This is a genomic window from Mesorhizobium sp. YL-MeA3-2017 (genome assembly GCF_030814575.1).
GTDB classification, from domain to species: domain Bacteria; phylum Pseudomonadota; class Alphaproteobacteria; order Rhizobiales; family Rhizobiaceae; genus Mesorhizobium; species Mesorhizobium terrae.
This window is the reverse complement of record NZ_JAUSVH010000001.1, coordinates 3,016,940-3,034,124: the sequence shown is the minus strand read 5'-3', so window position 1 is coordinate 3,034,124 and position 17,185 is coordinate 3,016,940. Positions and strand designations below refer to the sequence as shown.

The following is a 17,185-nucleotide window of genomic DNA, read 5'->3' as shown; positions in this document are numbered from 1 at the left end:
ATGCGTGAACGCCAACCTTATTCTTCATGGCGGAAGGTGCCGTCGCTGTTGACGGCGCCAATCCCGAAAGGATTTGCCATGAAACTCTACTACGCCACCGGCACCTGCTCGCTCTCGCCGCACATCGTTGCACTGGAAGCCGGCATTGCCCTCGACTTTGAAAAGGTCAATCTCGCCAGAACTCCCCATCCGACCGAGACCGGAGCAGACTACACCGCCGTCAACCCGAACGGCTATGTGCCCGCGCTCGAACTGGACAACGGCTCGGTGCTGACCGAGGGCGCTGCCATAGTGCAGTATCTCGCCGACCTGAAGCCGGAATCCGGTCTCGTGCCGGCCGCCGGCACGGCGGAGCGCTACCGGCAGCAGTCCTGGCTGAACTTCATCGCCACCGAACTGCACAAGATGTACAGCCCGTGGCTGTTTCATCCCGAATACGGCATGCAGGCGCAGGATGTCGCCCGCAAGAAAATCGCCGAACGGCTGGTCTTCGTCGAAACCCATCTGGCGAAATCCGGGCCGTTCCTGATGGGCGAATATTTCAGTGCCGCCGACGCCTATCTCTTCACTATCGTCGGCTGGTCGGCCTTCGCCAAGGTCGACCTTTCCGCCTTCCCGCATCTGCGCGCCTTCATGGACCGCGTCGGCGCACGGCCTGCAGTGCGCGAGGCGATGCGGGCCGAAGGCATGAAGGTTGCGGCCTGAGGAGCATCGTCATGCAGACCCTAACTCTCGTCAGCCACCATCTGTGCCCCTATGTGCAGCGGGCGGCGATCGCGCTTTCCGAGAAAGGCATCGGGTTCGAGAAGATCATGATCGATCTCGCCGACAAGCCGGAATGGTTCGCGGCTATATCGCCGCTCGGCAAGGTACCACTGCTGATCGTGCGGCAACCCGATGGCTCGCAAACCGTGCTCTTCGAAAGCTCGGTGATCTGCGAATATATCGAGGAGACGCAGGGCAGGCTCCGGCTGCACCCGGTCGATCCGCTGACGCGTGCCGAGCACCGCGCCTGGATGGAATTCGGCTCGAACATCCTGTCCGACATCTGGGGGCTGGAGACGACGGCGGCCCCGGCGGTCTATGAGCAGAAACGCGTGGCGATCGCGCAGAAGTTCGAGCGCATCGAAAGCGTGCTCGGCGAAGGACCTTATTTTGCCGGCGCGAACTTCAGCCTGGTCGATGCGGTTTTCGCGCCGGTCTTCCGCTATTTCGACCTGTTCGACACGATCGCCGAGACCCGGGTCTTTAAGAACGCGCCACGGGTCCGCGCCTGGCGGACGGCGCTCGCGGAAAGGCCGAGCGTACGCATGGCGGTCGGAACTGACTACCCTGACCGGTTGCGCGCATTTCTCCAACGGCACGATGCCTATCTTCTCAAGGCTGCCTGAGAACGCCAGACGCATACGTCGAAGGCGCCACGCAAGTTGCGGCGCCTTCGTTTCCATCAATCAGGCCGCACCCGGCTTGGCAGCACCGAGCAGGCGCAGAGCGTTCATCGTCACCAGAACGGTTGCACCGGTATCGGCAAGGATCGCCGGCCACAGGCCGGTGATGCCGATCACCGTGGTGACCAGGAACACGGCCTTGAGCCCCAGCGCGATGGTGATGTTCTGGCCGATGTTGGACATGGTGCGTTTGGAAAGCGCGATCATCGCCGCGATGTCGCCGACACGTCCGTGCAGCACGGCGGCGTCCGCCGTCTCCAGCGCAACATCGGTACCACCGCCCATTGCGATGCCGACATCGGCGGCGGCCAACGCCGGGGCATCGTTGATGCCGTCGCCAACCTTGGCAACCGCGAAGCCCTGGCTTTTCAGTTCGCCGACGATGCGCTGCTTGTCCTCAGGCAACAGTTCGGCGCGCACCTCGATGCCGAGTTGCTTGCCGATGGCAGCGGCGGTGCGGGCATTGTCGCCGGTCAGCATCACCGTCTTGATGCCGCGATCGGCGAGCGCTTGCAGGCCGACCCTGGCGTCCGGGCGCGGTTCGTCACGCATCGCCAATGCGCCGGCCAGCTTGCCGCCGGCGAGCAACAGCGAGACGGTCTTGCCTTCGTCGTTCAGGGCGGTGATGCGGGCCGACTGTTCGGCATTCAGCGGCACGCGTTCGCCGACTGCCTGCGGAGAGCCGAGGAAGATCTCGGTTCCATCAACCGTACCCGATACGCCCTTGCCGCCGATAGCCTTGGAGCCCGTGGCCTCAGGGACCACGATGCCGTCGGCCTCGGCCCGCCCCAATATGGCCTTGGCGAGCGGATGGCTGGAACCGGTCTCCAGCGCCGCGGCCAACCGCAGCACCTCGCCGGCAGGCAGGCCGAAACCGTCGATATCGGTCACCTTGGGCTTGCCTTCGGTCAGCGTGCCGGTCTTGTCGAAGGCGACTGCAGTCATCTTGCCGAGATTTTCCAGCACCGCGCCGCCCTTCATGAGCAGGCCGCGCCGTGCTCCGGACGACAACGAGGCGGCGATGGCGGCTGGCGTTGAGATGACCAATGCGCAGGGGCAGCCGATCAGCAGGATGGCGAGACCCTTGTAGATCCACTCATCCCAGGCGCCGCCCATCGCCAGCGGCGGGATGATGGCGACGAGCGCGGCGAAGACCACAACGCCAGGCGTGTAGTATTTCGAGAAGCGGTCGATGAACCGCTCGGTCGGTGCTTTCTTCTCCTGCGCTTCCTCGACCAACCGCACGACGCGGGCAATGGTGTTGTCGGCGGCAGCAGCCGTCACCCGCACGCGCAGCACCGCGTCGCTGTTGACCGTGCCGGCACAGACGGTGGAATCCGGCCCCTTGCGCACCGGTACGCTTTCGCCGGTGACCGGCGCCTCGTCGACCGCGCTTTCGCCCGAAAGGACGATGCCATCGGCGGGGATGCGGTCACCGGGACGCACCATGATGATGGAGCCGACCGCCAGGGTTTCGGCCGGCACTTCGGCCACCTTGCCGTCGCGCTCGAGCAGCGCCGTCTTCGGCACCAGCTTGGTGAGCGACTGGATCGAGGCGCGCGCCTTGCCGGCGGCAACGCCTTCCAGCAATTCGCCGATCAGGAACAGGAAGACGACGGCCGCCGCCTCTTCCGTGGCGCCGATGATAACAGCGCCGATCGCGGCGATGGTCATCAGCATCTCGATGGAAAAGGGCGTGCCGACACGAGCCGCCATGAAGGCGCGGCGCGCGATGGGCAGCAGGCCGACCAGCATGGCGACGGTGAAGATCCAGGTTTCGTAACCGGGCACCAGCTTGCCGATGCCGTAGGCGACGACCAGCGCGGCACCCGCTGCAATTGTCAGCTTGCCCTTGCCGGACTTCCACCACGGACCAGTGCTCGGGCCATGATCATGGCCGTGCAAGCCTTCGACATCGACGCTGGCCGCCGCAACAGGTGCAGTCGTCTTGCGAGCACCGTGGGTATGGCCGGAATGATCGTGGCCTGCGTGATTATGACCCGCATGATCATGGTCGTGTCCCGCGTGATCGTGATCACCTTCACCATGCGTGTGATGATCGTGACCGCAGCCGCATGCATCATCCTTGTCGGCAGCCACCGGCGCCGGACTGGATGCCGGCACTAGCGCCAGCTTGTAACCGAGGCCGGTGACGCGCTTTTCGATAGCCGGGGCCAGCGCCCCGCTGCCATCGTGTTTCACCGTCATCGTGCCAGCGGTCACCGAAACGGAAACGTCCTCGACGCCTTTCAGCCGCCGCACGGCGGTATCGATTTTTGCCGCGCAGGAGGCGCAATCCATGCCGTCCACGCGATAGCGCATCTGCTGTGATGCCTGTGCCATGATCATTCCCTTGACTATGTTCAGGCAGACGCTACATCCTCTAGCGACTAGAGGAGCAAGAGGAAAAATGAAGTCGGATCTGACCATCGGCGAAGTGGCGGCGCAGAGCGGCGTGAAGGTGCCTACTATCCGCTACTATGAGCAGATCGGACTGCTGCCGGAGCCACCGCGCACCGAGGGCAACCGGCGCTTCTATGACGCCAAGGGCCTGCGCCGACTGGCCTTCATACGCCATGCCCGCGAGCTCGGCTTCGACGTCGCGGCGATCCGCACGCTGCTTATCTTGCAAGACGATCCGAACCAGCCTTGCGCCAGCGCCGACGCCATCGCCAAGGCCCGGCTGATTGAAGTGGAGCAGCGCATCGCCAGCCTGACGGCGTTGAAGTCCGAGTTGGAAGTGATGGTGGAGGGCTGCCGGCACGGACGGCTCGCCGAATGCCGGGTGATCGAGGTGCTTGCCGACCACGGCAAATGCATGCACCCAGAACACTAGGACCGACTGTTGTTCCGCCAAGCGACGGCCGCCGGCTGAGCCGCGATCGGAGTTTGACAGACCGATGCGCCGCTGTTTCAACAGGCAATACTCGCGCGTTCGTCATCGAAAGATTTTGCCCGACGGCTGGAAGCTCGGTAGGCAACCTCAAACAAGCCATGTCGCCCGCCCGCCATATTCAGGAAAATAGCGAAAGTGTTTGCGACAAAGGTGGCCGAGTGAGCTCTTGCGCCGGGGAAACAACCGGAAGTACTTCCAGATAACTTGGGCAGCGAGCGTGCCTCATGTCTGTTTGTCGATTTCTCCATTGCGGGAAATCGGCATCAAGCACCGGTAGACTGGTGTTTGTTGACGACAGGGTTCAGCCAGGGTCAAGACCGCGGTTCGTGACATCACGGGGCGGCATTGGTTGTGCGCGGCAGGGGGCCGGGAGCAGCCGATGAGGAGGAAACGGGCAGCGGAGGAAAAGCTATGCTCGAGAAGTATTTTGAACTGAAGGAACTGGGAACGTCGGTGCGCATCGAGGTGATCGCCGGCATCACCACCTTCCTGACGATGTCTTACATCATCTTCGTCAATCCGGAGATCCTGTCTTCGACGGGCATGGACAGGAGTTCGGTGTTCGTCGCCACCTGTCTGGCTGCGGCGCTCGGTTCGCTGATCATGGCGACGGTGGCAAAATGGCCGATCGGCATGGCGCCTGGCATGGGCCTCAACGCCTTCTTCGCCTTCGGTGTCGTCGGCGCCATGGGTTTCACCTGGCAGCAGGCACTTGGCGCGGTGTTCATCTCTGGCTTGATCTTCCTGCTCCTGACCGTGACCGGTATCCGCAGCTGGCTGATCGCCGGCATCCCGCATTCCATGCGCAGTGCGATCGCCGCCGGCATCGGCTTGTTTCTGGCTATCATCGCGCTGAAGAGCTCCGGCATCGTCATCGCCAGCGACGCCACCTTCGTCCAGCTCGGCCATCTCAACACGACCGGGCCGCTGCTGGCCATCCTCGGCTTCTTCATCATCGCCTCGCTCGATGGGCTCAAGGTACCGGGCGCCATCCTGATCGGCATCCTGGTCATCACCGTCCTGTCGATGTTGCTCGGCGTGAGCCATTTCCAGGGCATCTTCTCGATGCCGCCCTCGATCGCACCGACCTTTCTGCAACTCGACATCGTCGGCGCACTGCACAGCGGCCTGGTCCATGTCATTCTGGTGTTCGTCCTGGTCGAGGTGTTCGATGCTACAGGCACGCTGATCGGCGTCGCCAAGCGGGCCCGGCTGATCGAAGAGAGCAAGCCGAACCGGCTCGGCCGCGCGCTTTTGGCCGATAGCACCGCGATCGTCGCCGGCTCGCTGCTCGGCACGTCCTCGACCACCGCTTATGTCGAAAGCGCGTCCGGCGTGCAGGCTGGCGGCCGCAGCGGCCTCACCGCCCTGGTGATCGGCCTGCTGTTCCTCGCAGCCCTGTTCATCTCGCCGCTCGCCGGTTCCGTGCCGGTCTATGCGACCGCGCCGGCACTGCTCTATGTCGCGTGTCTGATGATGCGCGAGCTGATCGAGGTCGACTGGGCCGAGATCACCGAGGCAGCACCGGCCGCGCTGACGGCGCTGATGATGCCGTTCACCTATTCCATCGCCAACGGTCTCGCTTTCGGCTTCATCAGCTACGCCGTTCTGAAGACACTGACCGGCCGCATCCGCGAAGTGCATCTGGCGACCTGGCTGGTGGCGATCCTGTTCGTCATCCGCTTCGCCTTCGTCGGCTAATCTCAGGCGACGAGCAGCCGCGGATCTGGCTTGTCCGGATCCGCGGCTGTTGTTTTTCTACCCTGAGACTGGAGGTCCGTTCGGCCCCTCGGGCATGCGTTCAGCCACCAAAAACCAAGACGGCTTCGACCTCGTCGTCATACATGTCGCCGGTCTCCTTGAAGCCCAGCCGCTTGTAGAAACCTTCCGGGCTAGCCTCACCGACACCATAGCTGGTGTAGAGCTCGCCGATACCGCGCGCCTTCAGGTCTCGCACGACCAGCGCGATGGCCTTCTGGCCGAAACCCTTGCCCTGAAACGGTCCGCCAACCATCAGCCGCCACAGGAACACGCCCGGACAGTCGATGCCGTCGTCGTGGTCGGCGCCGATGTGCAGCATGATGAAACCGACCAGCGTGTCGTCGGCATAGATGGCGCGAAACCAGGCGTTTTCCGAAAAATGCGCTTCGGCGATCGAAATGCCATTGTCGGCAACCTTGTTGCGCTGCGCCTCGCTCAGCGTTTCGCTGAGATCGCAGACGTCGCCGACCGTGTGGACGGTGACGCGCCGAAGCGTAACTTCGGCATCAGCCGCGAGGGTATCTTCACTCATGGTCTTTCCATTCCTGCAGGGTATGCTTGGCAGCCCTGTCGGGCCGCCGCGTTCGCGTCGCGAACCGGCATGCGCCTACGCACGAACCGCGGCGGGACCAAGGCGCAAGAAGAGCTTCGCGAGCGACCGTTTAGTTGGCCCCACGCCGATGTGCTTCAGGCTTCCTGCTCTTGGCCAGATCAGCGCAGCCCATCGGTGCCAGCCAGTAGGTTATTGGAACGAACCGCCGCGATCGCGTCGCGCAGTTCTTCGCCGCTGACCGGCTTGTGCAAGATGCGGAAACCGCTGGCGGTGGCTTCCTTGATGCGCGACGGCGAGGTGTCGCCGGTGACGATGATTCCCGGTACGGACCGGCCGAGATAGGCGTTCAACGCATGGATCGCCTCGACGCCAGTGGTATCGTCCTTCAAGCGATAATCCGCGACGATGAGGTCGACCGGAGCAGCGTCCATCCGGGCGGCGGCGGCATGGGCCATCTGCGCATCAATCGCGGATTGTCCGGCATAGACGCGGTAGCCCTCGAGCTCGAGCAAGCGAACCATCGCATCCAGAACATCGCGCTCGTCATCGACAATCATGATGCTCGCCGCCGAATGTTCGCGCGGCATGCTTTCGACCGGTGAGGGCAGCAGGCGCATACGAACGGCGGGCATGGCGACTGAAAACATCGACCCGCGCCCGGTGACGGAGGCAAGTTTCAGCGGGTGGCCAAGCAATTCCGCCGTGCGGCGAACGATGGCAAGGCCCAGGCCCAAACCCTGGGTGCGATCCCTTGCCGGGTTCTGCAGTTGCACGAATTCCTCGAACACAGCCTCCCGTTGATCTTCGGGAATGCCCGAACCGGTATCCCAAACCTGGATTTCAACCAACTCTCCGCGCCGGCGACAGCCGAGCAAGACGCCGCCGCGTCTGGTGTAGCGGAACGCATTCGACAACAGATTGTCGAGAATGCGCTTCAGCATCATCGGGTCGGTGTCGACAAGAACGGTGGTCTGCGCGACGCGCCAACGCAGGCCCCTTGCCGTTGCTTCGTCGGCAAACTCCTCGCGAAGATTGCGGAAGAGCTCGCCGAGATCGACGGTTTCACGCGCAACGGTGACGACACCGGCATCCAGCCGCGAAATATCGAGAAGTGCGTTGAGCAGGCCGCTGAGATTGCCAACGATGGATTTTGCCGATCCCGCCAGGCTGCGCGCTTGCTCTCCCGGCACGTCGCCGCGCTGGCCGAGCACGGAAAGGGTAGACACCAACAAACCAAGGGCGTGGATCGGTTGCCGCAAATCGTGAGATGCGGCCGCCAGGAACCGCGTCTTGGCGTGATCGGCGGCCTTGGCGCGATCGCGCTCTTCCTGCAAGTGGCCGATCAGCCCGACATTTTCCAGGCGCAGCCTGATCGATTCATGCAACGTGCGATAGGCGATGAGGCCATAGTAGATGTTGATGACGATGAGGCAGACGAGCAGGAACAGATAGGCATCGCCGACCACCCCCGGCATGGTCGTGAAACGCGCAGCAACCGGTATCGTCGTCGCCAGGATCGAGCCGACGAGCGCCGGTGGAAAGGCAGACAGGGACGGAATGGTCCCACTGACAAGGCCCGCGAGGATCGCGACGATAAAGGCAAACAGATGCGGCTGGTCGGGCACGAAGCCGATCCAGGTCAGCATGCCCCAGAGCAACCCCGACACCCACGAAAAGACGGCCGCCAACCAGGCCCATCTGCGCAAGGAACCTGGTGTTCTAGGCCGTTTCCAGAAACGCCGCGCCGCAAGGACACGGGCTGCGGTCAGCGCATAGACCGCAATAGCCCACGGTGCGAGCCAGCTTGCTGGAATGGAGCCGTGGAGCACATAGATGACGCCGAGCGAGATCGTGACGTTGGAGATGACGATACCATAGGCGTTACGGTAGAGATGCTCGACCAGCGCTTCCTGGATTTTGTCGTCTTGCACCGCGACCTCCGATATCCTGCCGGGTGCCTGCTTCTTCCGGACGGTCCCGATCCCTCTGCTGATGTTTTCCATAAATTAGCGATCAGTAGAATAGCTAGAGGGGTATTGTGTTGAGGTTGCATGATCCGCCAGCTGACCACCATTCTTGCCGACGACCATGCCATCGTGCGCGAAGGGCTCAAACTGCTCATCACCGCCATGGACGACGTTTCGGTGATCGCCGAAGCCGCCGACGGCCAGTCGCTGCTCAAACTCGTGCAAGAGACCAGGGCCGATCTTCTGGTACTCGATCTCGGCATGCCGGGCGTCTCCGGTGTTCCATTCATCGCCGAGATCAGGGACATCGCGCCACGCCTGAAGATTGTCGTTCTGACCGCCAATACCGAACCGCGTACGGTGCGCGCGGCGCTGGAGGCCGGCGCCAACGCCTATCTTACCAAGGACGGAGACCCCGAAGAACTGGGCGCCGCGATCGAAACACTGCGGCATGGCAAGACCTATGTGGCACGAACCGTCCGCTTCGCCATTGCCGACCCGGCCGATCGGAACAAACCGCCGGTCGCGCCGGAAATCGTTTCGCCGGTGCCGCTGACGCCGCGCGAACGACAGACGCTGCTTCTGGTGGCGCAAGGCCTGACGGCGCGCGAGACCGCCGAGCGGCTCGGCATCAGCCCGGCAACCGCGCGCAAGCATCGCGAAAACCTGATGCGGAAGCTCGATCTTCATACCACCGCTGAACTAACCGCCTATGCGGTCAGATTGGGGTTGCCCGCAGGTTGAAAGCGAAGGCCCGCATCTGCGGACCTGAACGAGGCGGGAGGATCGCGTGTTTTTCAGGTTCAATCCAAAGGAAAACCCATGGCGATTATTCCGGGCAGCCACGCGCGTTCACAAAGGCGGCATGCTTCTCGTGATCGGAACGGGCTGAGATTGTCGGCGGCCCATCGGCTCGCCGTTCGTCGGCAACCTCCTGCTGCTGCTCAACCTGCCGCTGATCAATATCTTCGCCCGCGCGCGGTCGGCTAAACCGCCACCAGATGCCCGCTCGAAACCTCGCGGAACTGGCGCTGCGGGGCATTGTAGTCCGGCGCGCGGATCGGGCTTTTCAGCTCTTCTGTGGCGGTCGGGCGCTTTTCGTGGCGACGGTCGGGATCGGGAACCGGGACCGCAGCCATCAGGCGCTTGGTGTAGTCGTGCTGAGGATTATTGAAGACCGCCGCGCGGGGACCGATCTCGACGATTTCGCCGAGATACATCACCGCCACGCGATGACTGACGCGCTCGACGACGGCCATATCGTGGCTGATGAACAGGAAGGCGAGGTTCAGGCTCTGCTGCAGGTCGAGCATCAGGTTGATGACCTGTGCCTTGACCGAAACGTCGAGCGCCGAGACGCTTTCGTCGGCGACGATGACCTTGGGTTCGAGCGCGAGCGCGCGGGCAATGCAAATGCGCTGCCGTTGGCCGCCCGAGAATTCGTGGGGGTACCGGCTTGCCATATCAGGCGTGAGGCCAACCTTGGCGAGCAGGTCGGCGACGACCTCACGGGCCTGCTTCGCAGTGCCCATCTTGTGCTCTAGATAGGGTTCGGCAATCGCCTGGCCGACCGTCATGCGCGGATTGAGCGAAGCGAACGGGTCCTGGAAGATCATCTGCACGGATTTGCGCATCTGGCGCATCTCGTGCCTGTTCATGGCAAGGATGTCCTTGCCGTCGATGGTGACCGCGCCCGACGTCGGCTCGATCAGGCGCATGATGGCCCTGCCGGTCGTGGACTTGCCGCAGCCGGATTCGCCGACCAGCGACAGCGTTTCGCCGGCAAAGAGGTCGAAAGAAACGTTCTCGACAGCGTAGACGCGCCCGCCGATGCGGCCGAGCCAGCCGGTCGGGATGTCGAACCGCTTGACCAGGTTCCTCACTTCCAGCACCGGCTTGTCGCGCATGACCGTGTCGGGCGTTTCGGCGGGCTGGACAGCCTCACCGGTCGAAGTGTCGACGACGGGGAAGCGCAGAGGGTGGTCATGCTGCTTCATCGAGCCGAGCACCGGCACGGCGGAAAGCAGTGCGCGGGTGTAATGGTGCTTGCCGCGGTGGAAGATGTCGGCGGTGGCGCCGGTTTCCACCTGGTCGCCGCGGAACATGACGACGGTGCGGTCGGCGATCTCGGCCACCACGCCCATGTCGTGGGTAATGAAGAGCACCGAGGTGCCCTGCTCCTCTTGCAGCATCTTGATCAGGTCGAGGATCTGTCCCTGGATGGTGACGTCGAGCGCTGTCGTCGGCTCGTCGGCGATGAGCAGCTTCGGGCGCGAGGCGAGCGCCATGGCGATCATGACGCGTTGGCGCATGCCGCCCGAGAAGCGGTGCGGATACTCGTCAAAGCGCGAGGCGGCGGACGGAATGCGCACCTTTTCCAGAAGCCTGATGGTCTCGGCCCGGGCATCGGCAAAGGACATGTCGTTGTGGCACAGAAGCGCCTCGGAGATCTGGTCACCGATGGTGAAGAGCGGGTTCAGGCTCGTCATCGGCTCCTGGAAGATCATCGAGACGTCGTTGCCCCTGACCTGGCGCATCTTGTCTTCGGGCAAAGCGATCAGGTCCCGGCCGTTGAGGATGACCTTACCCTCGACGCGGCTGGTGTCCTGCGGCAGCAGGCGCATGATCGACAACGAAGTCACGCTCTTGCCAGAGCCGGATTCACCGACGATGGCGACTGTTTCGCCCGGTGCGACGTCGAAGGAAATGTCGCGCACCACCTGTTTCCATTTGCCTTCGACCAGAAACGATGTCGTGAGGTTCTGGACCGACAGAACCGGGTCGATTGCCTGGCCGGGCCTGGATGTCTCAGCGCTCATCTTTGCTCCTCCTTGAATGGTCGACAGCCCGCTCAATCCGGCCAGCGCAGCAGGCCGTCGAACCGATGCCGGCTGCGGCTCTCGAACGGCGTGGCGATGACCTCGTTGGAGGCGCGCGCCTTGTCGAGTTCCTCGGCCAGGCGCCTGGCCACTGTTGTTTCCTGCCCGGGGTGGAGGTTGCACGGGTCGAGATAGAAGTAGTGATGCTCGACCTCATGATCGCGCACGATGATCGGCTGGTCACCGTTGGCCAGTGCCGAGGCCAGGTCCCAGGCAGTGATGTGCGCCTCCTCTGCGATGATGCCGACGCGCAGCCGGTCGAGTGGGTTCTTGGTCGGGTCCGGATCGATCACCGCATGAACGCCGGGGCGGCCGTCGAGCGTTTCCTTCCACAGCCTGAGATAGCCGCTCTCGCGCTCCCGGATACCGGCGTGGTCGCGCTTTTCCCAGGCTTCCAAAGCTGCCATGACGCCATAGACGCTTTCCTTGCCGACCTTCATGCCGCGGCCGATGCCGAGGTTCTGCAGGAAGGCGTGGCGCACCAGCTCCTTCCTGCCGGCGACGATGCCGGAGGTGGGTCCACCCAGGAATTTGTGGCCGGAGTAGAGAACCAGGTCGGCGCCCTGCGCCAGGAAGATGCGCAAATCGTATTCGGACGCCGCGTCGACGATGACAGGCACGCCTTTGGCATGCGCGATCTCGACGAACTCGATAAGGTTGAGGAGGCCGTAGTCGACCACGTGGTGCGACACGACATAGACGGCGGCCGCCGTCTTATCGGTGATGGCGTTTTCCATGTGGAAGCGGTGGGTCGACGTCGCCTGCCCGATGACGACGGGCTCTGCCCCGGCCAGACGGATCGCCTGGTCGACAGGGGCGCCATAGCTGACGATGTGGCCCATCTGGATGATCACCTCGTTCCTCACCGGCGTCTGGTCCGGCAGACGTTCGATTGTCAGCAGATTGTCGCCGGTCATCGCGCCCGCGACCGCAAGCGAAATGCCGGCCGAGCACGACGCCGTCACGTAACCCGCTTCGGCACCGGTCAGCCGGGCGATCACGGCGCTCGCCTTGCGCTGCAGGTCGTTGATCTCGACGAACTGCGGCAGGATTTCGCTCATCGCGGCAATGGCTTCCGGGACGACGATCGACGCGCCAAGGCTGGTCATGGTTCCCGACACATTGATCACCGGTCGTAAGCCGAGTTTGCGGCGAACATCTTCTGTCACTTTTCTTCTCCCATGCAGTGGCAATGCGCCGGCTTTCAGGTCGACAAGTTATGCCATAATAATGTAATAGACTTCCCAGAATTCCCGGGAGCACGCCGTTGGACGCGATATCTCACTCTGCAGAAGCGACCGAAACCGATGCATCGGCGGCGGGAAGCAGCGCCAGACGCTCGCGGGTTTCGGGTATCGACCGCGCCTTGCAGGTGATCGACTATCTCTACGAGACCGGCGAGCCGGCGGGCGCCTATGCCATTGCCAAGGCGATCAAGGCGCCGCTGTCGACGGTCTACGTGATCATCGACGATCTCGTCGAAAAGAACATGCTGACCCGCAGCCCCGACGGCGCCGTCTGGCTCGGCGCGCGGCTCTACCACTATGGCCTGGCCTATGCACGCTCGCTCGATTTCATGGGCGTCGCCACCCGGGAAATGCATGATCTGTGCCGCGATGCTGGCGAGACCGTCCAGCTCTGCGGGCGTGATGGCGACTACATGCTGGTGCTCGCCATGGCCGACGGTCCCAGTCCCTTCCAGGTTGCCTCGCGCGTCGGCACGCGGGTGCCGCTGAACTGGACGGCGTCCGGGCGCCTGCTGGTCGGGCATCTGCCGGAGGCCGAGCGCATCGAGCTGTTCAAGCGCTGCGCCCGCATGTCGCCGACCGGTCGCGCCGAGGTCGACGCCACGGCCCTGTCGGTGGCAGCCGGCAAGGCGTTCGAGCAGCGGCTGTCGACGCAGATTGCCGAATCCGACTATGCGGTCGCCTGCATCGCCTCGCCGGTCTGCGACCGCGACGGCAAATGTGTCGCCACTATTTCCATCGTCCTGCCGGAACAGAAGGTGCTGTCCGACGAGAGCCACTACACTGATCGCGTGCGCGCTTCGGCGGCGCGGATCGAGACGTCGATGGGCTGGCGCGACCGCTGACATCGCTCAGTTCCGAAGTGCTACGATAGCTTCGATCTCCACCGTGATGTTGCCGGGCAGAGAACCGAAGCCGACGGCCGAGCGTGCGTGGTGGCCGGCTTCGCCAAAGACCTCGATGAACAAGTCCGAACACCCATTGATGACCTGTGGGTGGTTTTCGAAGTCGGGCACCGCATTGACCATGCCCAACACCTTGACGACGCGCTTGACCCGGGAGAGGTCACCGAGCGCCTCCTTCATGACAGCCAGCAGGTTGATGCCCACCAAGCGTGCGTGCTGATAGGCCAGGCCGACGTCGACGTTGTCGCCGACCTTGCCGGTCCACAGCTTGCCATCCGCCTCGCGCGGCCCCTGCCCTGAGAGGTAGAGCATGTCGCCCTCGCGCACATGGGTAACGAAGTTGGCAACCGGCGGCGGTGGCGGCGGCAGCTCGACACCCAGCATGGCAAGGCGGTCGTCGGGGCTCGCTTCAGCGAGTACGGTCTTTGCTTGGGAGGCGGTCAATTCGGTTCCAGTCTCTGCGGTCATGGTTCAGCGCCACGAATAGCCATGGCTATGGCGCACCAGCTTGCGGGCGCGGGGCACGTATCGGCTGGCGGTAACAGCCTCCGCTCCAATGATTGCGTAGCGCGGTTCGAACAGGCGCTTGAGCCGCGAGATGTCGCCGTTCGAGTCGGTAGCTTCCAGGTCTCCGTCGACGAGATCGAAGATCGTGAAATTGGCGCGCTCTCCGACCGCGATCGACTTCGGCATGTCCAGCTTGATCGCCGAGGCCGGCGCATGGGTGACAGCCTCAACGACCTTGTCGAACGGCATGCCGACCGACAGCAGCTTGGACATGGTGGTCGCGAGGTCCCAGACCGGGAAGTTCATCGAATGGCCGTGCAGATCCGTCGAGATCGAAAACGGCATCAGGCCGCGCTGGATCGCCGCCTCGGCGACCTTGAACGAGAACGACGCACCGCCATGGCCGATGTCGAGCCGCACGCCTTCGCTGGCGCAGCGTTCGGCGAGGTTGAAGAGGTCCTCGTCTTCCATGATGCTCGAACCGGCCTTGCCGTTGAAGCAATGGGTGACGATGTCGCCGGGGCCGAGGATCTCGAGCACCTCGTCGTAAAGCGCCGGCGGCTCGCCAACATGCACCATCATCGGGACTTTCAGGATCTTGGCGATCTTCTTGCCGAGCTTGACCGGGGTCACGCCCCACGAGCCGGTTATGACGTGGCTGGCGCGTACCTTGATGCCGACGATGTGCTCACTGTTGTCGGCATAACATTGCAGGATGCGGTCGAGGTCGATGTCCTTGATGTCGCGCAGTTCCGGCACGCGGTTGCAGGCGACGAGGCCGATGGAGCCGAGATTGAGGAACGCCTTGACGCGTTCGCGCGCGGGTTCGATGATGTATTCGCGAAAGCCGTGGAAGTTGGATTCACCCGCCGAGCCGGCATCGACAAGCGTCGTAACACCGCGTTCGGCGCCGCATTCGGACGGACGTATCGAGATGTCGGTGCCGCCGTACCAGACATGCACATGCAGATCGACCCAGCCTGGCGATATCCACGCACCCTTGGCGTCGATGCGCTCGGTGCCCTCAGGCGCCTGAAGCGCGGAGCCGACGGCGGCGATCGTGCCATCCGCTCCGACGAGAATGTCGGTGGTCCCAGTCGAAGCGCCGCCGCCAAGTGCGATCGGCCTTACATTGGAAATCAGCAGCGGCTTGCCCGTTCCAGCGATTGCCATCCTACATATCCTTTCGCAGTCTCGGGTCGAGCATGTCCCGCAGGCCGTCGCCTACCAGTTGCAGCGACAGCACCGAGAGAATGATGGCGAAGCCGGGGAAGTAGGTCATCCAGTCGGCCTGGCCGATATACTGGCGCCCGGCGGCAATCATCGTCCCCCAGGTTGGAATCTCCGGGCTGACGCCCAGCCCCAGGAACGACAGCCCGGCTTCGGCCAGCATCGCGCTGGCAAACAGGAAGGTTCCCTGCACCAGGATCGGCGACACCAGATTGCGCAACACGTGCCTGGTCATGATGTGGAAGGTCGAGATGCCCATCGACTTCGCCGCCTCGACATAGGGCAGCTCGCGGATGACCAGCGTGGAAGCGCGAACGATGCGCGCCAGCCGCGGCGCGTAGACGATCGACAGCGCCACGATGACGGTGACCAGCGACGGGCCGAGTGCTGCGACCAAGGCGATGGCGAGCAGGATATCTGGAAATGCCATCATCGCATCGATCAGGCGCGCGATTGGCGTATCCAGTGAACGGAAGAAGCCGGCCAAAAGCCCGAGCGTCACGCCGATGACTGCGGAGAGTGCAACAACCGCAGCACCGACCAGCAGCGACAACCGTCCCGCATAGATGGTGCGCGAGAAGACGTCGCGGCCAAACTCGTCGGTGCCGAACCAGAACAGTTCGCTCGGCGGCTTCAGCCGGTTGACGATGGAAAGTTTTGACGGCGAATAAGGCGCGATCCATGGCGCAAGCAGCGCCAGCAGGACAAAGACCACAAGCACGATGACGCCGAAGGCGACTGTCTTGCGCTTCAGCAGCCGACGCAAGAACAGGAACCGCGGCTCGGGCGCCGGCAGGGATGCCGCGTTGACCAGATCTGTCATCAGTAGCGCACCCTTGGATCGACCAGCAGATAAAGCATGTCGATGGCGAAATTGATCAGGACATAGAGCCCGGCAATGACCAGCAGCGCGCCCTGGATGACCGGGTAGTCGCGCCGCAGCACTGCGGAGACCACGAGGTTGCCGACGCCGGGCAGGCCGAAGACCGTTTCGGTGACGACCGCACCGGAGATCAGCACGGCGGCCGTCAGGCCGATGACGGTCAGGATCGGGATCAGCGCGTTCTTGAGTGCATGCTTCAGCACCACGCGCCGCTCGACCACGCCCTTGGCGCGCGCCGTGCGGATGTAGTCGTCGCCGAGAACGTCCAGCATGGAGGCGCGGGTGAAGCGCAGGATTAGCGCCGAGGACACCAGCCCAAGGGCAACCGCAGGCAAGGTGAGATGGTACATCCTGTCGAGGAACGCCGCATCGGGCCCGCCATAACCTGAAACCGGGAACCATTGTTGCCGGACCGCAAAGACCTGCATCAGGATCAGGCCCAACCAGAAGCTCGGAATGCTGGCCGCCAGCATGGCAAGCAGCGTCGAGGCCTGGTCGATGAAGGATCCGCGCCGATAGGCGGCGTAGATGCCGATGGGCAGCGCGATGACGCAGGCGATAAGCAGCGAGAAGACAGTGAGGAAGAAGGTCGGCTCGGCGCGCTCCATCAAGGCAGCCGAAACCGGCATGTTGAGGAAGATCGAGTGACCTAGATCGCCCTTCAAGAGCTGGCCGATGTAGAAGAAGTATTGAACGAAGATCGACTGATCGAGGCCAAGCCGCGTCCTGAGGTCGGTTATATCCTGGGGCGTGGCATCGGGGCCCAGCATGACGGCGGCGGGGTCGCCAGGCGTGACGCGCACGATCACGAAAACGACCGTGACGACGATGAACATCACGACGATCATTCCGGCGATGCGCTGGAGAATGTAGCGTATCATGGCAGTTCCCGTATCCGCGCGGCGTTCG

At 63.4% G+C, this 17,185-nt stretch carries 15 protein-coding genes; 6 read left to right on the top strand and 9 right to left on the bottom strand.

The window, feature by feature from the left end; genetic code table 11:
• Positions 1-78 precede the first annotated feature (78 nt).
• Together gstA and QFZ88_RS14560 are read left to right on the top strand one after the other, a co-directional pair.
• Positions 79-705, top strand: a complete 627-nt coding sequence (gene gstA, locus QFZ88_RS14565; RefSeq protein ID WP_024924397.1) for a glutathione transferase GstA — start codon at positions 79-81, stop codon at positions 703-705.
• An 11-nt stretch (positions 706-716) separates the two neighbouring features.
• The gene (locus tag QFZ88_RS14560) at positions 717-1,391 is read left to right on the top strand and encodes a glutathione S-transferase family protein (protein WP_024924398.1); all 675 of its coding nucleotides are present in this window, start codon (positions 717-719) and stop codon (positions 1,389-1,391) included.
• 60 nt (positions 1,392-1,451) lie between these two features.
• On the opposite strand, the gene QFZ88_RS14555 is transcribed toward QFZ88_RS14560, so the two are convergent.
• The gene (locus QFZ88_RS14555; RefSeq protein ID WP_024924399.1) at positions 1,452-3,791 is read right to left on the bottom strand and encodes a heavy metal translocating P-type ATPase; all 2,340 of its coding nucleotides are present in this window, start codon (positions 3,789-3,791) and stop codon (positions 1,452-1,454) included.
• Positions 3,792-3,858: 67 nt separating this feature from the next.
• Here QFZ88_RS14555 and QFZ88_RS14550 point away from each other — a divergent pair, with 67 nt between their 5' ends.
• Both QFZ88_RS14550 and QFZ88_RS14545 read left to right on the top strand, forming a co-directional pair.
• Positions 3,859-4,284, top strand: coding sequence for a MerR family transcriptional regulator (locus QFZ88_RS14550; RefSeq protein ID WP_024924400.1), 426 nt, complete (start codon positions 3,859-3,861; stop codon positions 4,282-4,284).
• Positions 4,285-4,755: 471 nt separating this feature from the next.
• A complete protein-coding gene (locus tag QFZ88_RS14545) occupies positions 4,756-6,045 on the top strand; it encodes an NCS2 family permease (protein WP_024924401.1) in 1,290 nt (429 codons plus the stop codon).
• Positions 6,046-6,145: 100 nt separating this feature from the next.
• Here the strand turns inward: QFZ88_RS14545 and QFZ88_RS14540 are convergent, their stop codons facing one another.
• The gene (locus QFZ88_RS14540) at positions 6,146-6,637 is read right to left on the bottom strand and encodes a GNAT family N-acetyltransferase (RefSeq protein WP_024924402.1); all 492 of its coding nucleotides are present in this window, start codon (positions 6,635-6,637) and stop codon (positions 6,146-6,148) included.
• 179 nt (positions 6,638-6,816) lie between these two features.
• On the bottom strand, positions 6,817-8,589 hold the full coding sequence (locus QFZ88_RS14535) for a hybrid sensor histidine kinase/response regulator (RefSeq protein WP_024924403.1): 1,773 nt from the start codon (positions 8,587-8,589) through the stop codon (positions 6,817-6,819).
• A gap of 120 nt (positions 8,590-8,709) precedes the next feature.
• Between QFZ88_RS14535 and QFZ88_RS14530 the strand changes: the two genes are divergently transcribed.
• Positions 8,710-9,369 (top strand): response regulator, encoded by a 660-nt coding sequence (locus QFZ88_RS14530; RefSeq protein WP_024924404.1) that lies wholly within the window; start codon positions 8,710-8,712, stop codon positions 9,367-9,369.
• Positions 9,370-9,611: 242 nt separating this feature from the next.
• Here QFZ88_RS14530 and QFZ88_RS14525 read toward each other — a convergent pair whose 3' ends face one another.
• Together QFZ88_RS14525 and QFZ88_RS14520 are read right to left on the bottom strand one after the other, a co-directional pair.
• Positions 9,612-11,444: an ABC transporter ATP-binding protein gene (locus QFZ88_RS14525; protein WP_024924405.1), complete on the bottom strand. Its 1,833-nt coding sequence runs from the start codon at positions 11,442-11,444 to the stop codon at positions 9,612-9,614.
• A gap of 32 nt (positions 11,445-11,476) precedes the next feature.
• Positions 11,477-12,673, bottom strand: coding sequence for an aminotransferase class V-fold PLP-dependent enzyme (locus QFZ88_RS14520; RefSeq protein WP_024924406.1), 1,197 nt, complete (start codon positions 12,671-12,673; stop codon positions 11,477-11,479).
• 98 nt (positions 12,674-12,771) lie between these two features.
• Between QFZ88_RS14520 and QFZ88_RS14515 the strand changes: the two genes are divergently transcribed.
• A complete protein-coding gene (locus QFZ88_RS14515; RefSeq protein ID WP_024924407.1) occupies positions 12,772-13,596 on the top strand; it encodes an IclR family transcriptional regulator in 825 nt (274 codons plus the stop codon).
• A gap of 6 nt (positions 13,597-13,602) precedes the next feature.
• Here the strand turns inward: QFZ88_RS14515 and QFZ88_RS14510 are convergent, their stop codons facing one another.
• From QFZ88_RS14510 to QFZ88_RS14495, 4 genes are all read right to left on the bottom strand, one after another.
• The gene (locus QFZ88_RS14510; protein ID WP_051504808.1) at positions 13,603-14,040 is read right to left on the bottom strand and encodes a RidA family protein; all 438 of its coding nucleotides are present in this window, start codon (positions 14,038-14,040) and stop codon (positions 13,603-13,605) included.
• A gap of 87 nt (positions 14,041-14,127) precedes the next feature.
• A complete protein-coding gene (locus tag QFZ88_RS14505) occupies positions 14,128-15,336 on the bottom strand; it encodes an amidohydrolase/deacetylase family metallohydrolase (protein ID WP_024924409.1) in 1,209 nt (402 codons plus the stop codon).
• 1 nt (position 15,337) lies between these two features.
• Positions 15,338-16,216, bottom strand: a complete 879-nt coding sequence (locus QFZ88_RS14500) for an ABC transporter permease (RefSeq protein WP_024924410.1) — start codon at positions 16,214-16,216, stop codon at positions 15,338-15,340.
• Positions 16,216-17,157, bottom strand: coding sequence for an ABC transporter permease (locus QFZ88_RS14495; RefSeq protein ID WP_024924411.1), 942 nt, complete (start codon positions 17,155-17,157; stop codon positions 16,216-16,218). The genes QFZ88_RS14500 and QFZ88_RS14495 overlap by 1 nt, the downstream gene beginning before the upstream one ends.
• Positions 17,158-17,185 lie beyond the last annotated feature (28 nt).